Origin of the sequence: Nocardia sp. NPDC050710, assembly GCF_040654375.1 — a bacterium.
Classification (GTDB): Bacteria; Actinomycetota; Actinomycetes; order Mycobacteriales; family Mycobacteriaceae; genus Nocardia.
Genome location: NZ_JBFAHV010000031.1, coordinates 21,315 through 44,038, shown reverse-complemented (window position 1 = coordinate 44,038; position 22,724 = coordinate 21,315). Strand labels below are relative to the sequence as shown.

The following is a 22,724-nucleotide window of genomic DNA, read 5'->3' as shown; positions in this document are numbered from 1 at the left end:
CACAGGGGAAGCGGCGAAGCTCGAGCAGACCAGAAAGGAACTGCTCGTGACCAAATCACCCATCTTCGACTCCTTCACACCGGACGGCGGCGGCCCCCGACTCAGCTCACTTCACTGGGTCCCGAGCGGGCCTCCGCGGGCCAGTGTCGTCATCATGCACGGTCTCGGCGAGCACGCCGCCCGCTACGACAGCACGGCTCGGTTGTTCACCGCAGCTGGTTTCTCCGTGACTGCCATGGACTACGAAGGATTCGGGCGATCCGAAGGACGCCGCGGCGACGTCCGATACCAGTCGACGGCGCAGGCCGTGGACCATCTCATCGCACACGAGCGTGAGCGAACGGGCGGCGCACCGGTCGTGCTGTACGGGCACAGCCTGGGCGGGCTCTACGCGTTCCTCTACGCAGCGGACCGGCCGGGGACGGACGTGGCCGCGGTGGTGGTGACCGGACCCGCTTTCGACTCGGAGCTGCGGAACCAGCGGCTCAAGTTGGCCGTGGTCAGGAGCCTCGGCCGAACGTTCGCCACCTTGACATTGCCGAACGGGCTGCGCTTCGAGCGTGTCAATCGCGACCCCGACGTCGTCGCCGAACGGTACGCCGATCCCTTGGTCCATGGGCGAGCGACCGCACGCTTCGCGAGCGACGTCCTGGCGCAGATGGATCGCGTGGCATCGGCTGCCACCCGAGTCGCCGTACCACTGCTCGTGGTTCACGGAGACGTCGATCTGATCAATCCGGTCTCCGCTAGCCGCCGGGTGGTCGACCTCGTGCCATCGGCGACACTGAGGACCTGTCCGGGCGTTTACCACGGGTTGGAGGATGAACCCGAGGGGCCGGTCATCCTGGCCGAGGTCATCGCATGGATCGACCGGACGCTTCGCGGCGAGAAGTCCGACACCAAGGAGGCCCCCGATGAGAAGTAGCGGCGGCAGGAGTCTGAGTCCCCGAGAGTGTCAGGATACGTTTGTGGCTAGGGCTTCCGACCGAAAGACGCAGGTCGGCGAGGCAGGTTGACTCCCAATCGCCGACTATGGTCCGGATAGTCTTGCCGATCTCGCCACATGCCATGCTCCTGATGTGCATGAAGTTGCGAAAGCCATTGCAACAGAGCGGCAGTCGATTCGTTGCGTCAGTTTGGTGCATACGGGGCGAAGCTGACCTGAGTTGACCGAATTGACGCTCGTGGTGAACCAACGCCACGACCTCGACGCACGCGTCCGGAGGCTTGTCGGGGACCAGCGCATCGCGGAGACGGTGACCGAACGCGTTGGCGAAAACCAGGATCTGGCACCGCGACGGCGCGGCACCTGGATGGCAGTGGTGCCCTCGTAGAAGTGGACACAGATCGCAGGATAGGCCCACACCGCGGCACCGAGGCAGATGGCTCCGAACAAACGGGGACTCTTGGGTTCACGCTTGCTGCTGGGCGCGAATGGTTTCACGGTCCGGGCTGGTCGCCACGGTCGCCGAAGGTGCGGGGCCAGGTCCAGGCGTACCGCAGGATGAGGGCGAGAAGGATCACTTCCAGTACGATGCCGAGGCCGTAGAAGTACAGCCAGGACTCTCCCAGCGCGTTGAATGCCGTGACGGGGACCCCAACGTCGCCCGCCGACTGCTGGCGACCTTCGCCGACCAGGCGCCGGTGGTACCGGTCCAGCCCATCGACCCGCTTACCGAGCGCGAGGAGGAGGTGCTCGCGCTGGTGGCCCGGGGCCGGACCAACGCCGAGATCGCCACCGAGCTCTTCGTCGGCCTGAGCACGGTCAAGACCCATGTCGCATCGTTGATGACCAAGCTCGGCGCCCGCAACCGCGTCGAGATCGCGATGTGGGCATATGACACCAGACGCGTGAGAGCCGATAAGTGCGGCTGGAGTAGCCGCCCCAGAGGCGCGACCGCGGCCGAATCCGTGCTCTGACCCCCGATAAGGCCCGCGCCCCAGCGGTTCTCGGTGGTCAGGCGCTCGCCTCCATCACGGGTTGCGGCTCAGTGGTCAGTTCGGGGCGGCACGCACCCGCGGCTAGTTCGGGCCGGTCAGCCCGGCGTCGCCGACCGGGATCACCCTGGTCAGCGTCGCTTGCTCGGGTAGGAGGAACTGTTCGCATTGAGGGCCGAGTTGGCTGGTCCAGCGTTCGCTGTCATACACGGCGACATTCAGCGCGATGCGCTGCGCCTCGTCGTCGAACCGGCGGATCCACACGTATCCGTCGGGGTCGTCGTCGGTGATGAACGTGGCGGTGACCGAGACTCCCTTCGATACCTGGAACGGGATGATCACTTCGGCCATGTATCGGACCCATTCGTCACGGCGGCCCGGCTGTACTTGGTATCGGCGAATTTCATAGAACATCAGAGGGTGTTTCCTGTTCGGGTGTGGTGGGTGTGGGTCCAGGCGTCGCGTTCGGCGGCGAACGGGTCCTCGACAACGGCCCATTCGTCGTTGATGAGCTGCGTGGTGCGCCGGTCGGGGCGGTATTCGGGCCAGCCGGGTGTACCGATGGTGACGAAGTCGACCCAGGCGCGATGTACTCGGGCGGCCAGCGGGGTAGGCGCAGGCGTGCCTAGTAGCCCGTCCGCGCCCTGGAGGGTGGGCAGCAGGTTCTCGAAGACGAAGGGCAGCTCGACGATGTGGGTGGCGCCGAGTTGCCTGGTAAGTGCGGGCGAGCGCCAGCCGAACGCATAGGCGTAGGTGCGGTTGCCCGCCGCCGAGTGACTGTCGGCCATGGCTCGGCTACCGGCCCCGAATACCGCGTCGCCCAGGATGATCGAGCGCAGCCTGCCCGGTGTGGCGGTGGGATGCAGCCTCCTGTAGATCGACAGCAGCCGGTCCGGGTCGGGGTCGGCGTACTCGGCGGCTTCGGTCAGCTGTTGCGGGGTTGTCGCCGCCGCGACGCCGTTGGGCAACAGATACAGATTTCCTTCGTCGGTGTTGTGGCCGATCAGCAGGTCGACAGGGTGGCCCGCGGCGTGGGCCACGGTGGTGACGGGCTGGTCGTCGAGGACCACACCCAGCGGTGTAATCCGTTGCAGCGGGTCACGGACCGTCGTGGTGTCGAGGTCGAGACCGGTGAGCGCCGGCACGGCATCGATGAGCTGCTGATCTGTCAGGTCGGCGAATCCGTCGAGTGTCGCTGTTACCCCGAGCGTCGCTGCGGCGGCATCACGCACGATCGCGGCCTGTTCAGGGCTGAATGCCGCGCTGCCGCTGCCGCTTTGCATCACGGCACGCCCGAACAGGCCGGCGGCCTCGGGTGCGGCGATCGCGGCGGCGGTGAGCATCGCCCCGGCGGACTGACCGGCCAGGGTCACCCGCGTGGGGTCGCCGCCGAAGACGGCGATGTTGCGCTTGACCCACGCCAACGCGGCAAGGACATCGGCGAGGCCCCGATTCGGGAAGGCGCCGGGGATGTCGAGGAACCCGGCAATGCCCAGGCGGTAGTTCACCGTGACAACCACGACGCCGTGCTGTGCGAATCGGGAGCCGTCGAGCATCGGCGAGTGCGACGACCCTGCGACGAACGCGCCGCCGTGCAAGAACACCAGCACCGGGGCGCCGCCGGCCGCATCGCGGGGTGACCAGATGTTGACAGTCAGGTAGTCGGGTCCGACCCGCCACCCGGGGGCGAAATACGCCGAGATATCCAGCGATCCGAAACGGCCGCGCGGGAGCTGCGGAGCGGTCGGCCCCGGCGCGGTGGCCGCACGCACACCCGGCCACGGCCGAACGGGAGCCGGCGCCTGAAAACGGCCGATCCCGACCGGCGCAGCGGCGTAGGGGATGGAGTAGAACACGGTGTGTGTCGGGTACGCAGTGCCGCGGAGCCGGCCGCTTTCCACCTCGCACACGACATCGGCAGGTTGCGAATCGGCGGATTGTGAAGCCATCATGGAGCGCCTTGATCTAGGTAGCGTGTGAGGGGTGCAGCGCCGCCCCGCGTGGGTGCGGGGCGGGGCGACTTCAGTCAGTAGGCGGGCAGCGGAGCCCAGTTCTTGATCGCGAACGCACTGGCGTCGCGGACGATTTCGAGGGCGCTGTGTCCGCTGAAGTGCGCGGGCAATACCAGCGCGGTGTGGTCGGCCGCCCAACCCAGCAGCCGAAGTCGGGTCGCCCTCGCGGCGGCGGGGTCCTCGCAGAAGCAGCTGTTGTGTTCGGGGTGAGCGATCTGCAGGGGCGTATGCACCAGGTCTCCCGCGAACAGTGCTTTGTCGCTGCCCGACGCCAACACCAGCACGCTCGAACCGGGAGTATGCCCCGGTGCCGCCCGCAACGTGAGATTCGCGTCCACGACGTATTCGGCCTCCCATAGCTGCACCTGGCCTGCGGCGTAAACCGGTGCGACGCTGTCCTCGAACACGTTCTCGTTGACACCGCCCGCGATGTTCGGGTTGTTGGCCGGATTCCAGTGCTCGTAGTCCGCACGCGGCATCAGGTAGGTGGCGTTGGGGAATGTCGGCACCCACTGCCCGTCCACGAGGCGGGTGTTCCAGCCGACGTGATCGACATGTAGGTGGGTGTTGATCACCAAGTCCACCTCCTCGGGCGCGATGCCTGCCGCGGCGAGATTGGTCAAATACCCCAGGTCGAGGTGGTCCCAGCCTTCAACCGCTGGGCGGGTCTTGTCGTTGCCGATGCCGGTGTCCACCAGGATGATCCGGCCTTCGCTGCGCAGCGCCCAGGTCTGCATCGCGACCTGAACGATGTTGTCGTCCGGGTCGAGGTGATCCGGAACCAGCATCGGCCGCTGCTCGTCCCAATGCTGGTCGGGTGAGCCGGGGAAGAACTGGTCGGGCGTCATGCCCACCGGCCCGTGCATTTCCTCGATCCGCGACACGGTGACATCACCGAGCACAATCTCATTCATCAGGTTCCTTCGCTGCGTGTTCCCGACGCCGTGACCGGATGCCGGACGGCTCATGGGCCGTGCCACTGAGTTTTCAAGTGCCCGACGTCGGTAACCACACCCTGCGGAGGTGCCGCTGGCGCGGGTGCGTCAACGGTGTCCACACCCCGGCAGGGTCAGGACAACTCCGCATCCGGCAGCGACAATGACGTGATGAGCGACCGCGAAGACCAGCCCGGACAGCTCGGGGCGTTCCTCAAGGCGTGTCGGGCCAGGGTGCGACCCGAGCAGGTGGGACTCACGCCCTACGGCGAACGTCGCCGTGTTCCGGGACTGCGCCGCGAGGAGTTGAGCCTCCTGGCAGGGGTCAGCCCGTCCTACTACGCCCGGCTCGAACAGGGCCAATCCCGCAACGCCTCCCCGGAGGTCCTCGACGCTATCGCCGCCGCGCTCGCGTTGACCGCCACCGAACGACGCCACCTGCACGCACTGGCCGAGTCCGCAGGCCGCCGCCTCACGCGCCCGGCACCCGTCGAGCATGCTGACCCAGCCCTGCTCGAGCTGCTCAACGCCATGCCATCGGTGCCTGCGCTCGTGCTGGGTCGCCGCAGCGATGTGCTCGCCTGGAACCCTCTCGGCCACGCCCTCCTCGCCGCGAATCTCGACCCCGACTGCCCCTCGGTCCCCGGTCGCAGACCGAATATGACCCGGATGGTGTTCCTCGACCCCGACACCCGCGCCCTCTACGCCGATTGGCCGCGCAAGGCCCGCGCAGTCGTCGGCAACCTGCGGCTTATCGCAGGCGCCCACCCCGACGACCCAGCACTGGCGTCGTTGATCGGCAGCCTCACCATGGCCAGCCCGGAATTCGGCACCCTCTGGAACGGCCACCGGGTCCAGGCATGCGCGACCGCCCACTACCAGCTGCACCACCCGTTGATCGGGGACCTCACCATCACCCAACAAACACTGAGGTCGGTCGAACACCCCGACCAGACCCTCGTCACCTGCACAGCCCCACTTGATTCCCCGTCGGCATCAGCACTGGCCATCCTGACCCATGTGGCTCAACCGGCCGAGCCGCCCGCACGCCTTCCCGACAATCGGCACTCTGCGCCCACCGTGGCCACATTCCACTCACACGCCGAATTGGAGCCACCGGTCTGGGGCTAGAGCCTGCATTCAGCACCGAGGCCGCTCGGCTTGGCCCCGCCGACTCGGACCGATCCCGAGGCGAAAGTAGGTGCGATGGTGCGGCACCTTCTCCATGGCACGTTCCTCGAGTCGCTCGTACATGACCGTGGCCGGGCCGGGAAGCCCTCCCCGGCCACGCCTGCACCAGATCACCGCGCGACCATCGCATCAAGGCCATCGAGCACCCGCTTGCGGGTCTCCACAGTGCCTCAACCCCCCGACCAGTCGGCCGCTATTTCACCTGCCTGTGATCACGGCTGGCCGGTGGCGAACGCCTGTACGGCGTCGAGGAACTCCGGGCCGCCCTGGACGTATCCGCCGACGGTTCCACCGATCAGCACACCCGCGGGAACGCTGATCCCCCATATCAGGGGCAGGCACGCCCCGAGGATGCCGCCCACGATGGCACCGCCGACGACACCAGGCAGGTTCTTGTTGATCTGCTCCTCGAGCCGGTCGTAGGAGCTGATGGCCTTCAGTTGCGCAATATCTTCTGCCGTCGGGGTCGGTGTCAGCGTCAGGGTGCGGCCGTCCGCGGCGATGTGCTGCGCAATCGCGATCGAACGCCCGTCGACGGCGTACCATTGCGGCACTTCGGTCACCGCCGCTCCGTCGCCGGACTCGAGCACCGCCGCACCGTTCGGCGCGATCTCGAACTTGCCATTCTCGACGGTGACAATGACCCTGGCGTCTGGCGAAACGGCGACCTGGTAGTTGATTCCGTGATCCACACCGGAAGTCGTGCCCCCCGCAGTCACTACAGTCGGCTGCTCCGCTACGGCCGGCTCTGCATGGGCGGTTGCCGCAGTGACACCCACGGCCGAGATGGCCATGAAAACGGCAGCAGTGATCTTCTCGAACTTCATCTTCGAATCCCTCCACTCAACTGCCCCTTGATGGGCGGACCGAGTCAGACCTTAAGCGGTGTCGAATTCAACGGCGTGCAGCGCGCCACACGCCGTTCTAAGTCACTGCATTGGGGGGAAGTTTGGGGCCCGTTTCGGGGCACTCGTCCGTTACGGTCGAGGTTCGCCCGTTTCGGGCGCTATCTGCGTTACTGCTCGAGTAGGAAATATGACCTATGCCACCGAGAAGAACGGCCGTTTCAATGTGTCGCGGTGCCCGGCTCATGTTCAGCGATTGAGCTGACGGAGATCCTGCCGGTTGGCTCTCGTAACTGCCTGCTCCATGTTTGCTCCACGGAGCGCGCGTGGAGCAGGGGTGGCGAGGCGGTGGAACTGTTGTCTAGCTGGTACTTCATCTGTGGGCGCAGAGGGGATCGAACCCCCGACCGCTGGTGTGTAAAACCAGTGCTCTACCGCTGAGCTATACGCCCGCACTCCGTCGGCGGGAACCGACGGTGCGGCTTATGAATCTAGCGCGGAGAGCGCTTTCTCCCAAGCCGCCTGGTCACGGGGCTCTCCGGGGCCGTTCATCTCGGCAAAACGGATGTTGCCGGACTTGTCGACGACGAAGGTTCCGCGGTTGGGGTAGCCGGCTTTCTCGTTGAAGACGCCGTAGGCCTGGGCGATGGCGCCGTGCGGCCAGAAGTCGGACAGCAACGGGAAGGTGTAGCCCTGTTCGGCCGCCCAGATCTTGTGGGTGGGCGGCGGGCCGACCGAGATGGCGAGGATCTCCGCGTCATCGTTTTGGAACTTGGGCAGCTCATCTCGTACCTTGCAGAGTTCACCCTGACAGATCCCGGTGAAGGCGAGCGGGTAGAAGACGATGAGCACGTTCTTCTTACCGCGGAAGTCGGACAACCTGACTTCCTGGTTGTTCTGATCCTTCAACGTGAAATCCGGCGCGACAGTGCCGACTTCGAGTGGCATACGCGAATCCTCCATCGTGTCGGGTCTCCACCGGGCGGTGGGTGCACCGCCCGGCGAAACCATAGCGAAAGGGTCAGCGTTGCTTCGAAGGTGCCTTGGGCTGCACCAGTCTGCTTCCGGCCCATGAGCCGAGGCTGATCGCAGAGGTCTGCGTCAGTCCAGCCGTGGGCGCGGCTTCGGCGATCTCGCTCGGATCGACATGGCCAGGCTGACCGGTCTTGGGGGTGAGAACCCAGATGAAGCCGTCGTCGGCCAGCGGGCTGATGACTTCCATCAGCTCGTCGGCAAGATCGCCGTCTCCCTCTCGCCACCAGAGCAGTACGGCGTCGACGACCTCATCGGAGTCTTCGTCCACCATTTCACCGCCACTGGCGTCCTCGACATCGGCCCGCAGGTCGTCGTCGGTGTCCTCGTCCCAGCCCAGTTCCTGGACAACCATGCCGTGTGTAATGCCAAGCTTCTGAGCGTAGTTCTGCGCGTCCGCCGCGGCGACCACGGTGGTGTCCTCCTCAACTCCCGACAGTAGGTAGTTGCAAGCGAACATGGTTATCGGCTCGAGCGCAAGCCGATCGGACGAAATACCCACCGAATGTCGCGCTGCGGGTGCGGGATTTCAGCGTTTCGGGCACGCGTCGCGGACCGCGTTGCGTGCGTCGTTGACCCGCCTACTCGCCTCGTTGAGCGGCCCGACCGGCGCGGTATAGGTCATTTTCCGGGTCTCCGTCGCGAGCAGTCGCGCCGCGGCGACGTACTCGGAGAATTTTCCGGCAAGATCATCGGGCAGCGCGCCCGCGGCGGCGTTGACTCCGGTCTCGACCTTGTTGGCGGCCCCGTCGAGGGTCGTGGAGGCCGCCTCGCGCTTGGCGGCGTAGTCGTGCGCATTGGAGTCGTGCGCGTCGACGAAATCGTTGTAGGCCTTGACTCCGACACCCGTGGTGGTGGGGAATTGGCCGCAGTTGTCGCTGATGGCCTGGGTCTGGGCCGCCGCCCGGCGGGACGAGGTGGCCGCCGCGGAGGAAGCGGCGGCCTCGGTTTTGTACGCGGCTAGATCCGAGGCGTTCGGATTGGCGGTTCCCTCAACCCGATTCGCGCAGCCCGCGACGGTCAGTCCGGCCACGACCGCGGCGGTCGCGCACACCAATCCGAACCCGCGTGGGTCCAGCACCTTCATCGTCCTCTCCGCTCTTGCGTCAAGTGTCGGCGGTATCGATAGCACGTACTCGAGCGGCTGGGCAGCGCCTGGACCTGGCTCGCGTCGGAAAAACTACCGGGTAACCCATTGCCGAGGAAACCGTACTGGATTTCCTGCTGACATGATGACCTGGGACGCACCATCGGCAAGGATGGAGGGTGCGCCCGAACCTTTCGTAACGGGTGGTCCGCACACCAGCGCTCCGCCCGGGGAAACAGACGCCATCAGCTTGTCCACCCCTGTACGAGGAGCAGATTTGACCGACCTGATCCACTCTTCCGCTCCAGCGAAATCCGCTGGCACCGATTCCGCCTCTACCCCGAACGGGTCCCATGCCCAGCCGGCGGGCCGGGTGCGGGTGATCCGCGAAGGGGTGGCGTCCTACCTGCCGGACATCGACCCGGAGGAAACCAGCGAATGGCTCGAGTCGTTCGATGACATGCTCGACCGGGAAGGTCCGGGCCGGGCGCGCTACCTCATGCTCCGTCTGCTGGAGCGGGCCGGTGAACGTCGTGTCGCCATCCCGGCGTTGACCTCAACCGACTACGTCAACACCATTCCCACCGAGAACGAGCCGTGGTTCCCCGGCGACGAGGAGGTGGAGCGCCGCTACCGCGCCTGGATCCGGTGGAACGCCGCGATCATGGTGCATCGCGCGCAGCGCCCCGGAATCGGGGTCGGCGGCCACATCTCGACCTACGCGTCCTCGGCGGCGCTGTACGAGGTCGGCTTCAATCACTTCTTCCGCGGTAAGAACCATGCGGGCGGCGGCGATTCCATCTTCATCCAGGGCCACGCCTCACCCGGTATCTACGCGCGCGCTTTCCTTGAGGGCAGGCTCAGCACCGACCAGCTCGACGGCTTCCGTCAGGAATACAGCCACGGCGGTCCCGGCCACGGCCTGCCGTCGTATCCGCATCCGCGGCTGCTGAACAACTTCTGGGAGTTCCCGACCGTCTCCATGGGTCTGGGCCCGATGAACGCCATCTACCAGGCCCGGTTCAACCACTACCTGCACGATCGCGGTATCAAGGACACCTCCGACCAGCATGTGTGGGCCTTCCTCGGCGACGGCGAGATGGACGAGCCGGAGTCGCGCGGTCTGGCGCATGTCGCGGCGATGGAGGGGCTGGACAACCTGACCTTCGTCGTCAACTGCAACTTGCAGCGGCTGGACGGGCCGGTGCGCGGCAACGGCAAGATCATCCAGGAGCTCGAGTCGTTCTTCCGTGGCGCGGGCTGGAATGTCATCAAGGTCATCTGGGGTCGTGAGTGGGACGCGCTGCTCGGCGCGGATCGCGACGGCGCCCTGGTGAACCTGATGAACACCACACCCGACGGAGATTTCCAGACCTACAAGGCCAATGACGGCGCGTATGTCCGCGATCACTTCTTCGGCCGCGACCCGCGCACCAAGGCGCTGGTGCAGGATCTGTCGGATCCGGAGATCTGGAACCTCAAGCGCGGCGGCCACGACTACCGCAAGGTGTACGCCGCCTACGCCGCCGCGATGGCGCACAAGGGCCAGCCGACGGTGATTCTGGCCAAGACCATCAAGGGCTATACCCTCGGTAAGCACTTCGAGGGCCGCAACGCCACACACCAGATGAAGAAGCTGACGTTGCAGGACCTCAAGGATTTCCGCGATCTGCAGCGGATCCCGATCACCGATGCGGAGTTGGAGAAGGATCCGTACCTGCCGCCGTACTATCACCCCGGTATGGAGGCGCGCGAAATCCAGTACATGCTGGATCGCCGTCAGGCGCTGGGTGGGTTCCTGCCCGAGCGCCGGTCGGCAGCAAAGCCTCTGCGACTTCCCGGCGACGAGGCGTACCGCTCGGTGCGCAAGGGTTCGGGTAAGCAGAACGTGGCAACCACCATGGCGCTCGTGCGCCTCATGAAGGAGCTGCTGCGGGACAAGGAGATCGGCAAGCGGATCGTGCCGATCATCCCGGACGAGGCCCGTACCTTCGGTATGGACTCGTGGTTCCCTTCGTTGAAGATCTACAACCGCAACGGGCAGTTGTATACGTCCGTCGACGCGGAATTGATGCTTGCCTACAAAGAGAGCGCCATCGGGCAGATTCTGCACGAGGGCATCAACGAGGCCGGTTCGACCGCGTCGTTCACCGCGGCGGGCACCTCGTATGCCACCCACGGCGAGCCGATGATCCCGCTGTACATCTTCTACTCGATGTTCGGTTTCCAGCGCACCGGCGACGGACTGTGGGCCGCCGCGGATCAGCTCGCGCGCGGATTCGTGCTCGGAGCAACCGCTGGGCGAACAACCTTGACCGGTGAGGGCCTACAGCACAACGACGGCCACTCGCTGTTGCTCGCCGCCACCAATCCGGCGGTGGTCACCTACGACCCGGCCTTCGCGTTCGAGATCGCGCATATCGTGCGCGACGGTCTGCGCCGGATGTACGGCGGTGGCACCACCCCGCCACATCAGTCGGCGCTGCCCGGCACCGAACCGGCGGTCCGGCCCGACACCGATACCTTCGGTGGCGAGGACATCTTCTACTACATCACCCTCTACAACGAGCCGTACCAGCAGCCTGCCGAGCCGGACGACCTGGACATCGCGGGTCTGCTCAAGGGCATCTACCTGTACAGGCGCGGGGGAGCAGGTGACGTGCGCGCGCAGATCCTGGTCTCCGGCGTCACGGTGCCCGACGGCCTGCGCGCGCAGGCGTTGCTCGCCGAGGAGTGGGGCGTGCAGGCCGATGTCTGGTCGGTGACGTCGTGGGGTGAGCTCCGCAAGGAGGCGCTGGCCAAGGACATCGCGGCGCTGCGCAACCCGGCCGTGGATCCGGGAGTTCCGTACGTCACCGAGGCGTTGTCGCGGGTCGAGGGCCCGTACATCGCCGCGACGGACTGGATGCGCGCGGTGCCGGATCAGGTGCGCAAATGGGTGCCCGGGGATTTCACCACCCTCGGCACGGACGGCTTCGGTTTCTCCGACACGCGCTCCGCGGCGCGCCGGGTCTTCAATGTCGACGCACAGTCGATCGCGGTCGCGGCCCTGGAAGCCCTCGCCCGCGTCGGCAAATTCGACCAGGCCAGGGTGCTCGAGGCGGCCGCCAAGTACCGCATCGATGACGTGGACGCCGCGCCGAAGTCGGCCGCAAGCACAGACGAAGAACTCGCGTAGCGGACTATTGGATCGTGGACCGTAAACCGCCGCGACCCCGACGGATCTCCGAAGGCTCGTCCGAGCACGAGGTGTATCTGCCGACCGGCGCGCTCTCTCCGAACCGGCAGACCCGTGATCCGCTCCCGGACACACTGCTCAAACGTGTGAAGCAGTTCTCCGGGCGCCTCTCCACCGAGGCGGTCGGGTCGATGCAGGATCGGTTGCCGTTCTTCGCCGATCTGGACGCCGCCCAACGGGCCGGCGTCCAGATGCTGGTGCAGACCGCGGTGGTGAACTTCCTGGAGTGGCTCCAGGATCCGGACAGCGATATTCGCTTCAGTCTGGATGCGTTCCAAGTGATTCCACAGGATCTGGCGCGGCGGCTCACGCTGCGCCAGACCGTGGACATGGTCCGGGTGGCCATGGAGTTCTTCGAGCAGTGGCTGCCCGCACTGGCGCGCAACGACCGCCAGTTGGTGGCGCTCACCGAGGCGGTGCTGCGATACGGGCGTGAGCTCGGCTTCGCGGCCGCCTCGGTGTACGCCAGCGCCGCGGAATCGCGCGGTGCGTGGGACACCCGGCTGGAGGCGCTGGTCGTCGACGCCGTGGTGCGCGGGGATACCGGCCCGGACATGCTGTCCCGGGCCGCCACGCTGAACTGGGACGCGACCGCGCCCGCAACGGTGCTGGTGGGCACCCCGCCGGAGGATCAGGGCGTGTCGATGGTCGGCGCGGTGCACACCATCGCCGCCCGGCACGGTCGCGCGGCGCTGGCGGTGGTGCAGGGTTCGCGGCTGGTGATGGTGGTCAGCGGACATCTCGGAGATACCTCCTATATCTCGGCCTTCCTGGCGGACCTGCTGAACGAGGTCTTCTCCGACGGTCCGGTGGTGATCGGGCCGACCACCCGTACGCTCGGCGCTGCGCATGCCAGCGCGGTGGAGGCCCTGGCCGGTATGGAGGCCGTGGTGGGCTGGCGAGGTGCGCCACGACCGGTGCATGCGACAGAATTGCTCCCCGAGCGCGCTTTGTTGGGCGATAGAGCTGCGGTCGACGCGTTGAACGAGTATCTTGTGCTCCCGTTGGCTGCGGCGGGATCGTCGCTGGCGGACACTCTCGATGCCTACCTGGATTGCGGTGGAGCCGTCGAGACATGTGCCCGTCAGCTGTACGTCCATCCAAATACGGTTCGCTACCGACTCAAACGAATCGCCGAGATTACCGGGCGTGACCCGATGAATCCCCGGGATGCCTATGTGCTCCGGATCGCGGCCACGGTGGGTCGTTTGACACGAACTCGTAACGAATCGTCAACATCTACCCCAGAGGTACCTCACATCGCCGTGAGTCCCGAAGGGATGTAACAGATCTCGCGGGTCGGTCGATCGGGGCAACCCACGTGCGCTTTTGTGGGACCCCCACAAAAGCGGTCGAGAAGCTTCATTCGCGTCGACATCTCGTGCGGCCTGCCTCACAGTGTTTTCTTAGAAGCGTGATCGCGTTGTTCGCCCCTGGACAGGGCTCCCAGACCCCCGGCATGCTCGCGCCTTGGCTCGACCTTCCCGGCGCGGGAGAGCGTCTCGCCCTCTGGTCCAAGGCCTCCGGCCTGGATCTGGTCCGTCTCGGCACCACCGCGACGGCCGACGAGATCGTCGACACCGCCGTGACCCAGCCGCTGGTCGTTGCCGCCGCGTTGCTGGCCTTCGCTGAGATCGAGCCGGACTCACTTCCGGCGGATACCATCGTTGCCGGACATTCGGTCGGCGAGTTCGCCGCCGCCGCGGTCGCCGGGGTCATCTCCCCGGATGACGCGGTGGTGCTGGCCGCCATCCGCGGTGCGGAGATGGCGAAGGCGTGCGCACTGGAGCCGACCGGAATGTCCGCGGTGCTCGGTGGCGATGAGGCTGCCGTCCTCGAAAGGCTCGCGGAACTGGATCTCGTTCCGGCCAACCGCAACGCGGTGGGCCAGATCGTGGCCGCGGGCAAACTCGATGCCCTGGCGGAACTGGCGGCCAACCCGCCGGAGAAGGTGCGTGTGCGCGCGCTCCCCGTCGCAGGGGCCTTCCACACCGCGTTCATGGCTCCGGCCCAGGACGCCGTGACGGAAGCCATGAGCAGGATCACGCCCAACGAGCCGAACCGGGTGCTGCTGTCGAACTTCGACGGCAAGCCGGTCGCCTCGGGGCGGGATGCGATCGACAAACTCGCGGCACAGGTCACACGGCCTGTTCGCTGGGATCTGTGCACCGAGACCGTCCGCGCCGCGGCGGTTTCGGGGGTGGCGGAGTTGCCGCCGGCGGGCACGCTGGTCGGCATTGCCAAGCGGGAGCTGAAGGGCACACCCACATTGGCCCTGAAGACCCCGGAAGACCTCCCCGCGTTGGCCGGGCTCACAACCTCCGGCTAGCTTTCCTCCGCGACGGTGCGGCGAAATTTGCACAGTCGTGACCGAGCAGGTGGTAACCAACTATCTGCTCGATTCGAAATAAACAGAAGAGCCCTACAAAGTAACAAGAAGGGAGCCACAACGTGGCCGCTCTGACCCAGGAACAAATCGTCGAGGAACTCGGCAAGATCATCGAAGAGGTTACGGGTATCGAACCCTCCGAGGTGACCATCGAGAAGTCCTTCGTCGATGACCTGGACATCGACTCGTTGTCCATGGTCGAAATCGCAGTCCAGACCGAGGACAAGTACGGCGTAAAGATCCCGGACGAGGATCTGGCCAGCCTGAAGACGGTCGGCGACGCTGTCGCCTACATCCAGAAGCTCGAGGCGGAGAACAGCGAAGCCGCCGCGGAGCTCAAGGCCAAGTTCGACGCCGAGTAGGGCCGAAACAGTGACCACTCCTTCCACCTTGAACGGGAATTTCCCCAACGTCGTCGTAACTAGCCTGGCGGCGACCACGTCGATCGCGGGTGACGTCGATGCGACGTGGAAGGGACTCCTCAACGGCGAGAGCGGTATCGACGTTCTCGAGGATTCCTTCGTCGAGGAATACGACCTTCCGGTCCGCATCGGCGGTCACCTGAAGGTTCGGCCGGACACCCTGCTGAGCCGGGTCGAATGTCGGCGCATGGCCTACGTCGAGCAGCTTGCGACCGTGCTCGGTCGCGAAGTCTGGCGCAACGCGGGCAGCCCGGAGGTCGACCCCGAGCGGCTGGGTGTGGCCATCGGCACCGGGCTCGGTGGCGGTGACGCCCTCATCGACTCGGTCGACAAGCTGAAGAACGGCGGCTATCGCAAGATCTCGCCGCTGGCTGTTCAGATGGTCATGCCGAACGGCCCTTCGGCCGTGGTCGGTCTCGAATTGAAGGCCCGGGCAGGAGTGGTCACTCCGGTCTCGGCATGCTCATCCGGCTCCGAGGCCATTGCCAACGCGTGGCGCATGATCGTCATGGGTGACGCCGACATGGTCGTCACCGGTGGCGTCGAGGGCTTCATCGACGCGGTGCCGATCGCGGCATTCACGATGATGCGCGCCATGAGCACCCGCAACGAGGATCCGAAGGGCGCTTCGCGTCCGTTCGACAAGGATCGTGACGGGTTCGTCTTCGGTGAGGCCGGTGCCCTGATGGTCATCGAGACCGAAGAGCACGCGAAGGCTCGTGGTGCCACCATCCACGCCCGGCTGTTGGGCGCGGGTATCACCTCGGACGGATTCCACCTGGTCGCACCGGATCCCACGGGTGACGGCGCCGCGCGTGCCATGAAGCGTGCGCTGCAGACCGCCGGTCTGACCGCCAAGGACATCACGCATATCAATGCACATGCGACCGCAACACCCATCGGTGATACCGCCGAGGCGAATGCGATCAACAAGGCCGTCGGCAACCACGCCTCGGTCTACGCGCCGAAGTCCGCGCTGGGCCACTCGATCGGTGCCGTCGGCGCCCTCGAATCCGTGCTCACCGTGCTCAGCATCCGGGACGGCATCGTTCCGCCGACGCTGAATCTGGAGAATCAGGACCCGGAGATCGACCTCGATGTGGTGCACGGGGAAGCCCGCCGCCAGGAAATCGAATACGCGATCAACAACTCCTTCGGTTTCGGTGGGCACAATGTCGCGCTCGCCTTCGGTCGCGCGTAGCCGCACGATCGACTGCACAACGATCCCGGTGGGGTCGCTATCGCGACCCCACCGCGGTTCGACATACGCAGCCGCGATTGCGGCACACTCATTGATTGAGGAGAGAACGCGATGACAATTGTGGCTCCCGCGTTTCAACACGAGACTGCGACCGATCCGCGTGATCCGCTGGGCAGGCTCCAGCGATTCTTCGATCCCGGCACCATTCTGCCGCTGCACCCGCGTGACAAGTCCGGTGTCCTCGCCGCGATCGGTGAGGTGGACGGTGTCCGCACCGTGGCCTACTGCTCCGACGCCACCGTCATGGGCGGCGCGATGGGCGTCGAGGGCTGCAAGCACATCGTCGACGCCATCGACACCGCCATCGATTCGGGTGTTCCCGTGGTCGGTATCTGGCATTCCGGTGGCGCTCGCCTTGCGGAAGGTGTCGAAGCCCTGCACGCCGTCGGCCTGGTCTTCGAAGCCATGGTGCGCGCGTCCGGCTTGGTTCCGCAGATCTCGGTGGTACTCGGGTTCGCGGCCGGCGGCGCCGCCTACGGTCCCGCGCTGACCGACATCGTGATCATGGCTCCCGAGGGCCGGGTCTTCGTGACCGGACCCGACGTGGTCCGCAGCGTCACCGGTGAGCAGGTCGACATGGCCACGCTCGGTGGACCGGAGACCCACGGCAAGAAGTCCGGCGTCACCCACATCGTCGCCGACAGCGAGGCCGATGCGCTGCACCGTGCCCGCCGACTGGTGTCGATGTTCGCCGAGCAGGGCGAATTCGACCTCGTCGCCGCCGAACACGGCGATGTCGACCTGAAGGCGATGCTGCCGGAGTCGGCCAAGCGCGCCTACGACGTGAAGCCGATCGTCCACGAGCTGCTCGACAACATCAACGGCGAATCCTCCTTCGAGGAGTTGCAGGGTGGTTACGCGCGCAGCATGGTGACCGGTCTCGGTCGCCTCGGCGGTCGCACCGTCGGCGTGCTGGCCAACAGCCCGCTGCGTCTCGGTGGTTGCCTGAACTCCGAAAGCGCCGAGAAGGCGGCACGTTTCGTACGGCTGTGCGACGCCTTCGGCATCCCGTTGATCGTCGTCACCGACGTTCCCGGCTACCTGCCCGGCGTGAGCCAGGAGTGGGAGGGCGTGGTGCGTCGCGGCGCCAAGCTGCTGCACGCGTTCGCCGAGGCACGGGTTCCTCGGGTCACGCTGGTCACCAGGAAGATCTACGGTGGCGCCTACATCGCGATGAACGCCCGTTCGCTTGGCGCGACCGCGGTGTACGCCTGGCCGGGTTCCGAGGTCGCCGTCATGGGCGCCAAGGCCGCGGTCGGCATCCTGCACAAGAAGGCCCTCGCGGCCGCGCCGGAGGAAGAGCGTGAGGCGCTGCACGAGCGTCTGACCGTTGAGCACGAGAAGATCGCCGGCGGCGTGGAGCGTGCGATCGCGATCGGCGTCGTCGACCAGGTCATCGACCCGGCGAAGACCCGTAGCATCATCGCCGCGGCGCTGGCGTCCGCGCCGGCGCGCAAGAGCCATCACAAGAACATTCCGCTGTGATGTGAGCTGGTAGCTCGAAGCGTGGGCCCCGGGAAATCTCCCGGGGCCCACGCTTTTTCCACCGGTGACACCGTGCGGGAGTCCAGCGAATGCGAAGGCGCGGGTTCCGCCGCTGGGTAGCATCGAAGGGTGCGTTACGAGGAGTTAGCCGAGGAGCCGTGCTCGATTACGCGGCCGCTGGTGATTCTGGGTGACCGGTGGACACTGGTCATCCTGAAGTACTCCTTCGCGGGAGTGCGCCGGTTCAATGCCTTCCAGAGCGCGCTGGGGATCTCGCGCAGCAGGCTGCAGGATCGGCTGGACCGGCTCATCGAACATGGCATCCTGGTGAAGCAGAAGGCGGCGGTCGGCGCCCATGAGGAGTATCGGCTCACGCCCAAGGGGCACGACATCTACCCCATCCTGATGGCGATTCGGGATTGGGGCGACACCTATATGGCGCCGGACGGACCGCCCGTCGAATACCGCCATCGAGGGTGCACCGGCGAGGCCCATGTGAACCTCGAATGTGATTCCTGCGGAAGCGAATTGACGGCCCGGGAGATTGTGCCGGAGCCGGGGCCCGGCTTGACCGGGGATGCGATCCGGACCGAGGCCGGACACGCCGCGCGTTGACCGTGGGTCGCCGTGTACGGCGGCCGGGAACTAAGGCGTACCTTCTCGGCCGGGTTCTCGCATGGTGGTGATCGCGAAGACGGCCAGGCTGAAGGGTCCCACGCCACAGGAGATGTTGGCGGGTTCGGCGGGCGGTGCGGTCGTGACCGTCGCGAGCGGGGTCGGTGAGGTGCGGCCGACCGGGATTGACGTAGCGCTTCCGGAGGAGTGCGGTCGGGGTGCGCACACCCGCCGTGACGTGCGGATACCCGCGGTGACGACGGAACGACGGGAGGCGCCGCGGCCGCGGATGCCGTGCTCGCCCGCGACGGATCTTCGGTGCGTCAGTCGGTATGCCAGGTGGCGACCTGATCCGGCTCCGCGCGGGAGGTGCGGAAGGCGTTGACGGGGTGGTCGGTGTCGGGGTAGCCGAAGGAGATGGCGGCGACCACCTGCCGGTTGTCGGGGATGCCGAAATAGCCGCGCAGGAAGGGGGAGTACGAGGCGAGCGCGGCCTGCGGGGCGGCGCCGAGGCCGAGGCTCTGGGCGCCGAGCAGGAAGTTGCCCAGGTAGAGGCCGCAGTCGACGGCGCCGTACACGCCGAGGTCGACTTCGGTGGTCACGATCGCGACGTGCGGCGCGTCGAAGAGTTCGAAGTTGCGCAGGGCCTGGCGCATGGTGCCCGCCTGGTCGCCCTTCGCGATGCCGACGTTGTCGTACAACTGGAATCCGCACTCGCGTCTGCGGTCGCGGAAGACGCCGGTGTACCTCGCGGGAAACGGGAAATCCGGCTCCGGTGTCGCGGTGGCGACATGTTCGAGTAGTTCCTTGCGGAACCGGTCGGTTCCCGCGCCCTCGGTGATCACCACCTGCCAGGGTTGGGTATTGCACCACGAGGGCGTGCGCTGAGCGAGCCGCAGGAGTGCCTCGATCTTTTCCCGGGGAACCTGATCGGCCGCGAACTGGCGGCAGGTCCACCGCCCATCGAGGATCCGTCGCAGCGTCGAGTAGTCCTCGGTCGGCACATCGGTCGGGTTCATCCACCCACCCCTTTCGATAGTGGTCTCATTTCGAGACTGAACGGTAGCACCGTTGGTCTCGTTTCGGAACTATCGAATGCGCGTACACGGGGTTGATTTCGGCGCGCCCGCGGGTCGGTTTGTACCGCAAGGCCGTTGCTGCGATGACGTGCCGCGTGAGCCGGTGTGGCTCTGGAATCCGTTGCTGTGGATCAGGATTCGCCCGCCTGGTGGGCCAGGATGGCGACCTGGGCGGAATCCGGCGAACGGCGAGATCCGGCTACATCCTTCGGCGTAGTGGTCGGCTCACTGCGGTTCGGCCGCGATCGCGTCGCGGACGCTGGTCTCCCGGTCGCCGAGGAACTTCGGATCCGGATGGGTGATCATGCGGCGACCGCCTTGGTGGCCGCGAGCTGGTCGCGTAGCCAGCACTTCCAGTAGACCGGGTTGTGCGGCTGGTTCTCGTCGGCGACGCCGACGGTGGCGATGCCCGCGGAGCGGCACAGCGCGATGGTGCGCGGCATGCTGAAGTCCTGGGTGACGACGACGGCTCGGTCGACGCCGAAGATCCGTTTCGCCCGGATACAGGACTGATAGGTGTCGAAGCCCGCATAGTCGACGGCGAGCTTCGCCGATGGGACGCCCTGGCCCATCAGGTAGCAACGCATGGCATTCGGTTCGTCATAGGACCAGCTGCCGTGGTCGCCGGTGAGCAGCAGCGCCCTCACCTTGCCGGTCTCCAGCAGTCGGCGTCCGATATCGAGCCGAGCCGCCAGATACGGCGAGGGGCGACCGTCGGCGTACACCTGCGCACCGAAGATGATCGCGACATCCGCGCCGGGCACCGATTCGGCGGTGTATGCGTGGCCGTCGGCGCGGTGACGCACCCACCCGACCGCCGCGCCGCCCACGATCCCGAAACCGGGGCCGGGTATCGGGGCGGCTGGCAGAATCCGAGCCATGGGTTCCGAGGCCCGTGACGCGCGCAAGCGGCACGGCAGGCACTACACGCCGCCCGCGCTCGCGCGTTTCCTGGCGCGGCGATTGCTCGCGCATATGCCGCGGCCCTCGGTGCCCGGTGTGCTTCGGGTGCTGGATCCGGCGTGCGGGGATGGAGAACTGCTGCTGGCCCTGTATCGCGAGGCCGCCGTCCGGCTGCCCGGCGTCCGGGTGGAGCTGACCGGTTTCGATCTGGACGAGACCGCGCTGGCGGTGGCGCGCCGCCGGGCGCGGGCCGCGCGTATCGAGGTCGAGTGGCAGGTCGGGGATTTTCTGAGCGCGTCGGAAGAGTTGGCGGACAGCAGTTTCGACGCGATCATCACCAATCCACCGTATGTCCGCACCCAGCAGTTGGGCGGTGCCACCGCACAGCTGCTCAGCAAACAGTTCGGGTTGCGCGGACGGATCGACCTCACCCATCCGTTCGTGGCCATCGCACCCCGGCTGCTGTGTCAGGGCGGTGCGCTCGGCCTGTTGTGTGCCAACCGATTCATCACGACCAGAGCGGGCGCGAATATCCGCGTTGTGCTGCGTTCCGAGCTCACACCGGTCGAACTCTACGATCTCGGTGACACCAAGTTGTTCGAGGCCGCGGTGCTGCCCGCTGTCACCATCGCGACCCGGACCACGGCCGACCGCGATTGCCGCTTTGTCTCCGCCTACGAGGCGGCCGACACCGAGACCGGTACCGCGACAGACCTTTTCGAGGCCCTGACCGGTGACACCGGCGGTCTGGTCGCGCACAATGGGCGCACCTACGCCGTCGAGGTCGGCACCCTGTACACCGGCGAGCCCGCGAAATCCGCACCGACGTGGCGGATGTCGCGACCGGGCGTCGATTCGTGGCTGGCGGATATCGCCGACCGCACCTGGCGCAGCTTCGGCGAGGTGGCGCGAATCCGGGTGGGAATCAAGACGACCGCCGATCGGGTGTTCATCTCCGACCGGTGGCACGAGGTGGAACCGAGGCCGGAGCCGGAGCTGCTGTTCGATCTGATCACCCACCACGATCTGGTGCCGTGGCGGATCGCGCGGACCCGCGACACCAGGGTGCTGTACCCCTACGACACCGCGGTCCCGCGCCGCACGCCGGTAGATCTGGCCGAATTCCCCGGCGCCGCCGCCTATCTCAGGTCGCATGAGGCGACATTGGCGGGCAGGCAGTACGTGCTCGACAGCGGCCGGGGCTGGTTCGAGATCTGGGTGCCGCAGCGGCCGCACCTGTGGCGGGTGCCGAAGCTGGTGTTCCCGGATATCAGTGAGCGTCCCCGGTTCGCCCTCGATCGATCCGGGGCGGTGGTGAACGGGGACTGCTATTGGATTTCGCTCGCCGATCTCGATGCGAGCGAGCGACTGGCGTATCTGCTGATGGGCGTGGCGAATTCGGCGCTGGGTCTGCGTTTCTACGACGCCGTCTGTGGCAATCGGCTGTACGCGGGGCGGCGGCGGTGGATCACCCAGTACGTCTCGCGGCTGCCGCTGCCGGATCCCGGCGCCCCCGGTGTGGCCGAGATCGTCGCGCTGGTCGGTGAATTCGTCGACGGGCGTTCGGTCGACGATACCGCGCGACGAATCCTCGACGATCTCGTGGCGGCGGCCTTCGGGGTCGCGTCAGGCGGTGGCCCTGACCCCGACCATGGGCAGCAGGGTGCGGCGGGCGAATTCACGTCCGGCCGCGGCGTCGCCTAGCGGGATGAGCCCATCCGGGGTGAGCGCCAGCGACAGGGCGAGGCGGGCCATGATTTCGGCGACCAGGTCGGCGTCGAAGTCGCCGTCCGCGGCGCGCAACTCGCGCAGCTTGCCGGCGAGGTAGGTGCGGCCGACGGCGAGGATCGGCCCCGCCTCGGTGGTGAGCCGGGGCAGGATCAGGTCGGGTTCGGTGCGCAGCAGCCTGCGCAGCAGTTCGTTGCGCGCGATCGCGGTGATGAAGGCGACGAAGATCTCCACCAGTTGATCCTCGGTGCCTTCGACCGTCTGCACCCGCTTGTCGATTTCCGCGACGAAGCGTTGCGCCTCCCGGACGCTGACCGCCTCGACCAGGTCGTTCTTGGACTCGAAGCGGCGGTAGAGGGTGGCCGGGCTGATGCCCGCGCGGCGGGCGATCTCACCCATGCTGGTGCGCTTGATGCCGAAGTCCAGGAAGGCCGAAAGCGCGCTCTCCAGCAGCTTCTCGCCGTCGGCGACGGGCTTGTCGAGAATGCGCTGCAGCATGGGCGGGACGGTGGGCATCGGGTCTCCAGTCAGTCGGTGCGCTGGCGTGGCGTGGCGGCGTCGCGA

23 protein-coding genes and 1 tRNA gene are annotated in these 22,724 nt (G+C 66.6%); 12 read left to right on the top strand and 12 right to left on the bottom strand.

All coding sequences use genetic code 11. From position 1 onward, the window contains the following. Positions 1 to 46 precede the first annotated feature (46 nt). Both AB0H61_RS34810 and AB0H61_RS34805 read left to right on the top strand, forming a co-directional pair. On the top strand, positions 47 to 925 hold the full coding sequence (locus AB0H61_RS34810; RefSeq protein ID WP_357312019.1) for a lysophospholipase: 879 nt from the start codon (positions 47 to 49) through the stop codon (positions 923 to 925). Between the two features lie 241 nt (positions 926 to 1,166). After that, positions 1,167 to 1,334 (top strand): hypothetical protein, encoded by a 168-nt coding sequence (locus AB0H61_RS34805; protein ID WP_357312018.1) that lies wholly within the window; start codon positions 1,167 to 1,169, stop codon positions 1,332 to 1,334. A gap of 106 nt (positions 1,335 to 1,440) precedes the next feature. On the opposite strand, the gene AB0H61_RS34800 is transcribed toward AB0H61_RS34805, so the two are convergent. Further along, positions 1,441 to 1,776 (bottom strand): hypothetical protein, encoded by a 336-nt coding sequence (locus AB0H61_RS34800; RefSeq protein ID WP_357312120.1) that lies wholly within the window; start codon positions 1,774 to 1,776, stop codon positions 1,441 to 1,443. Here AB0H61_RS34800 and AB0H61_RS34795 point away from each other — a divergent pair. Beyond that, positions 1,693 to 1,920, top strand: a complete 228-nt coding sequence (locus tag AB0H61_RS34795) for a LuxR C-terminal-related transcriptional regulator (protein WP_357312114.1) — start codon at positions 1,693 to 1,695, stop codon at positions 1,918 to 1,920. The two genes, AB0H61_RS34800 and AB0H61_RS34795, sit on opposite strands and share 84 nt — an antisense overlap. A 102-nt stretch (positions 1,921 to 2,022) precedes the next feature. On the opposite strand, the gene AB0H61_RS34790 is transcribed toward AB0H61_RS34795, so the two are convergent. The 3 genes from AB0H61_RS34790 to AB0H61_RS34780 form a co-directional block, all read right to left on the bottom strand. Beyond that, on the bottom strand, positions 2,023 to 2,289 hold the full coding sequence (locus AB0H61_RS34790; protein ID WP_357312016.1) for a hypothetical protein: 267 nt from the start codon (positions 2,287 to 2,289) through the stop codon (positions 2,023 to 2,025). Between the two features lie 62 nt (positions 2,290 to 2,351). Then, positions 2,352 to 3,887 (bottom strand): carboxylesterase family protein, encoded by a 1,536-nt coding sequence (locus AB0H61_RS34785; RefSeq protein WP_357312014.1) that lies wholly within the window; start codon positions 3,885 to 3,887, stop codon positions 2,352 to 2,354. 77 nt (positions 3,888 to 3,964) lie between these two features. Next, a complete protein-coding gene (locus AB0H61_RS34780) occupies positions 3,965 to 4,864 on the bottom strand; it encodes an MBL fold metallo-hydrolase (RefSeq protein WP_357312012.1) in 900 nt (299 codons plus the stop codon). Positions 4,865 to 5,056: 192 nt separating this feature from the next. On the opposite strand from AB0H61_RS34780, the gene AB0H61_RS34775 reads away from it, so the two are divergent. Next, on the top strand, positions 5,057 to 6,016 hold the full coding sequence (locus AB0H61_RS34775) for a helix-turn-helix transcriptional regulator (RefSeq protein ID WP_357312011.1): 960 nt from the start codon (positions 5,057 to 5,059) through the stop codon (positions 6,014 to 6,016). Between the two features lie 272 nt (positions 6,017 to 6,288). Here the strand turns inward: AB0H61_RS34775 and AB0H61_RS34770 are convergent, their stop codons facing one another. From AB0H61_RS34770 to AB0H61_RS34750, 5 genes are all read right to left on the bottom strand, one after another. Next, the gene (locus tag AB0H61_RS34770) at positions 6,289 to 6,903 is read right to left on the bottom strand and encodes a hypothetical protein (protein ID WP_357312009.1); all 615 of its coding nucleotides are present in this window, start codon (positions 6,901 to 6,903) and stop codon (positions 6,289 to 6,291) included. Positions 6,904 to 7,301: 398 nt separating this feature from the next. Beyond that, positions 7,302 to 7,373 (bottom strand) — tRNA-Val (locus AB0H61_RS34765). Between the two features lie 31 nt (positions 7,374 to 7,404). Continuing rightward, positions 7,405 to 7,869, bottom strand: coding sequence for a peroxiredoxin (locus AB0H61_RS34760; protein WP_357312007.1), 465 nt, complete (start codon positions 7,867 to 7,869; stop codon positions 7,405 to 7,407). A gap of 73 nt (positions 7,870 to 7,942) precedes the next feature. Further along, entirely contained in the window at positions 7,943 to 8,365 is a 423-nt protein-coding gene (locus AB0H61_RS34755; RefSeq protein WP_357312006.1) for a DUF3052 domain-containing protein, read from the bottom strand. A 117-nt stretch (positions 8,366 to 8,482) separates the two neighbouring features. Next, positions 8,483 to 9,040, bottom strand: a complete 558-nt coding sequence (locus AB0H61_RS34750; RefSeq protein WP_357312004.1) for a hypothetical protein — start codon at positions 9,038 to 9,040, stop codon at positions 8,483 to 8,485. A 277-nt stretch (positions 9,041 to 9,317) separates the two neighbouring features. Between AB0H61_RS34750 and aceE the strand changes: the two genes are divergently transcribed. From aceE to AB0H61_RS34715, 7 genes are all read left to right on the top strand, one after another. After that, positions 9,318 to 12,218 carry a pyruvate dehydrogenase (acetyl-transferring), homodimeric type gene (gene aceE, locus AB0H61_RS34745; RefSeq protein WP_357312003.1) on the top strand — a complete coding sequence of 967 codons (2,901 nt, stop codon included), beginning with the start codon at positions 9,318 to 9,320 and terminating at the stop codon, positions 12,216 to 12,218. A 71-nt stretch (positions 12,219 to 12,289) separates the two neighbouring features. Then, a complete protein-coding gene (locus AB0H61_RS34740) occupies positions 12,290 to 13,564 on the top strand; it encodes a helix-turn-helix domain-containing protein (protein ID WP_357312111.1) in 1,275 nt (424 codons plus the stop codon). Positions 13,565 to 13,692: 128 nt separating this feature from the next. Continuing rightward, positions 13,693 to 14,607 carry an ACP S-malonyltransferase gene (locus AB0H61_RS34735; RefSeq protein WP_357312001.1) on the top strand — a complete coding sequence of 305 codons (915 nt, stop codon included), beginning with the start codon at positions 13,693 to 13,695 and terminating at the stop codon, positions 14,605 to 14,607. A gap of 122 nt (positions 14,608 to 14,729) precedes the next feature. Further along, positions 14,730 to 15,029: a meromycolate extension acyl carrier protein AcpM gene (acpM, locus tag AB0H61_RS34730; protein WP_069166942.1), complete on the top strand. Its 300-nt coding sequence runs from the start codon at positions 14,730 to 14,732 to the stop codon at positions 15,027 to 15,029. A 10-nt stretch (positions 15,030 to 15,039) separates the two neighbouring features. After that, positions 15,040 to 16,290, top strand: a complete 1,251-nt coding sequence (locus AB0H61_RS34725) for a KasA/KasB family beta-ketoacyl-ACP synthase (protein WP_357312000.1) — start codon at positions 15,040 to 15,042, stop codon at positions 16,288 to 16,290. Between the two features lie 111 nt (positions 16,291 to 16,401). Beyond that, positions 16,402 to 17,835 (top strand): carboxyl transferase domain-containing protein, encoded by a 1,434-nt coding sequence (locus AB0H61_RS34720; protein WP_357311999.1) that lies wholly within the window; start codon positions 16,402 to 16,404, stop codon positions 17,833 to 17,835. Positions 17,836 to 17,964: 129 nt separating this feature from the next. After that, positions 17,965 to 18,450 carry a helix-turn-helix domain-containing protein gene (locus AB0H61_RS34715; protein WP_357311998.1) on the top strand — a complete coding sequence of 162 codons (486 nt, stop codon included), beginning with the start codon at positions 17,965 to 17,967 and terminating at the stop codon, positions 18,448 to 18,450. Between the two features lie 323 nt (positions 18,451 to 18,773). Here the strand turns inward: AB0H61_RS34715 and AB0H61_RS34710 are convergent, their stop codons facing one another. Both AB0H61_RS34710 and AB0H61_RS34705 read right to left on the bottom strand, forming a co-directional pair. After that, positions 18,774 to 19,469, bottom strand: coding sequence for a nitroreductase (locus AB0H61_RS34710; RefSeq protein WP_357311997.1), 696 nt, complete (start codon positions 19,467 to 19,469; stop codon positions 18,774 to 18,776). Positions 19,470 to 19,831: 362 nt separating this feature from the next. Beyond that, positions 19,832 to 20,410, bottom strand: coding sequence for an ElyC/SanA/YdcF family protein (locus tag AB0H61_RS34705; protein WP_357311996.1), 579 nt, complete (start codon positions 20,408 to 20,410; stop codon positions 19,832 to 19,834). Between AB0H61_RS34705 and AB0H61_RS34700 the strand changes: the two genes are divergently transcribed. After that, positions 20,409 to 22,136, top strand: coding sequence for a methyltransferase domain-containing protein (locus AB0H61_RS34700; RefSeq protein ID WP_357311995.1), 1,728 nt, complete (start codon positions 20,409 to 20,411; stop codon positions 22,134 to 22,136). The two genes, AB0H61_RS34705 and AB0H61_RS34700, sit on opposite strands and share 2 nt — an antisense overlap. Here AB0H61_RS34700 and AB0H61_RS34695 read toward each other — a convergent pair. Then, positions 22,059 to 22,676 carry a TetR family transcriptional regulator gene (locus AB0H61_RS34695; RefSeq protein WP_357311994.1) on the bottom strand — a complete coding sequence of 206 codons (618 nt, stop codon included), beginning with the start codon at positions 22,674 to 22,676 and terminating at the stop codon, positions 22,059 to 22,061. The two genes, AB0H61_RS34700 and AB0H61_RS34695, sit on opposite strands and share 78 nt — an antisense overlap. Positions 22,677 to 22,724: the final 48 nt, after the last annotated feature.

Excerpts from the sequence above, each read along its gene's own strand:
- AB0H61_RS34760 (WP_357312007.1), bottom strand. The coding sequence starts at position 7,869 with ATGCCACTCGAAGTCGGCACTGTCGCGCCGGATTTCACGTTGAAGGAT.
- AB0H61_RS34800 (WP_357312120.1), bottom strand. The coding sequence starts at position 1,776 with ATGGGTCTTGACCGTGCTCAGGCCGACGAAGAGCTCGGTGGCGATCTC.
- AB0H61_RS34780 (WP_357312012.1), bottom strand. The coding sequence starts at position 4,864 with ATGAATGAGATTGTGCTCGGTGATGTCACCGTGTCGCGGATCGAGGAA.
- AB0H61_RS34770 (WP_357312009.1), bottom strand. The coding sequence starts at position 6,903 with ATGAAGTTCGAGAAGATCACTGCTGCCGTTTTCATGGCCATCTCGGCC.
- AB0H61_RS34750 (WP_357312004.1), bottom strand. The coding sequence starts at position 9,040 with ATGAAGGTGCTGGACCCACGCGGGTTCGGATTGGTGTGCGCGACCGCC.
- AB0H61_RS34785 (WP_357312014.1), bottom strand. The coding sequence starts at position 3,887 with ATGGCTTCACAATCCGCCGATTCGCAACCTGCCGATGTCGTGTGCGAG.
- AB0H61_RS34695 (WP_357311994.1), bottom strand. The coding sequence starts at position 22,676 with ATGCCCACCGTCCCGCCCATGCTGCAGCGCATTCTCGACAAGCCCGTC.
- AB0H61_RS34705 (WP_357311996.1), bottom strand. The coding sequence starts at position 20,410 with ATGGCTCGGATTCTGCCAGCCGCCCCGATACCCGGCCCCGGTTTCGGG.
- AB0H61_RS34720 (WP_357311999.1), top strand. The coding sequence starts at position 16,402 with ATGACAATTGTGGCTCCCGCGTTTCAACACGAGACTGCGACCGATCCG.
- AB0H61_RS34790 (WP_357312016.1), bottom strand. The coding sequence starts at position 2,289 with ATGGCCGAAGTGATCATCCCGTTCCAGGTATCGAAGGGAGTCTCGGTC.
- AB0H61_RS34710 (WP_357311997.1), bottom strand. The coding sequence starts at position 19,469 with ATGAACCCGACCGATGTGCCGACCGAGGACTACTCGACGCTGCGACGG.
- AB0H61_RS34775 (WP_357312011.1), top strand. The coding sequence starts at position 5,057 with ATGAGCGACCGCGAAGACCAGCCCGGACAGCTCGGGGCGTTCCTCAAG.
- AB0H61_RS34700 (WP_357311995.1), top strand. The coding sequence starts at position 20,409 with ATGGGTTCCGAGGCCCGTGACGCGCGCAAGCGGCACGGCAGGCACTAC.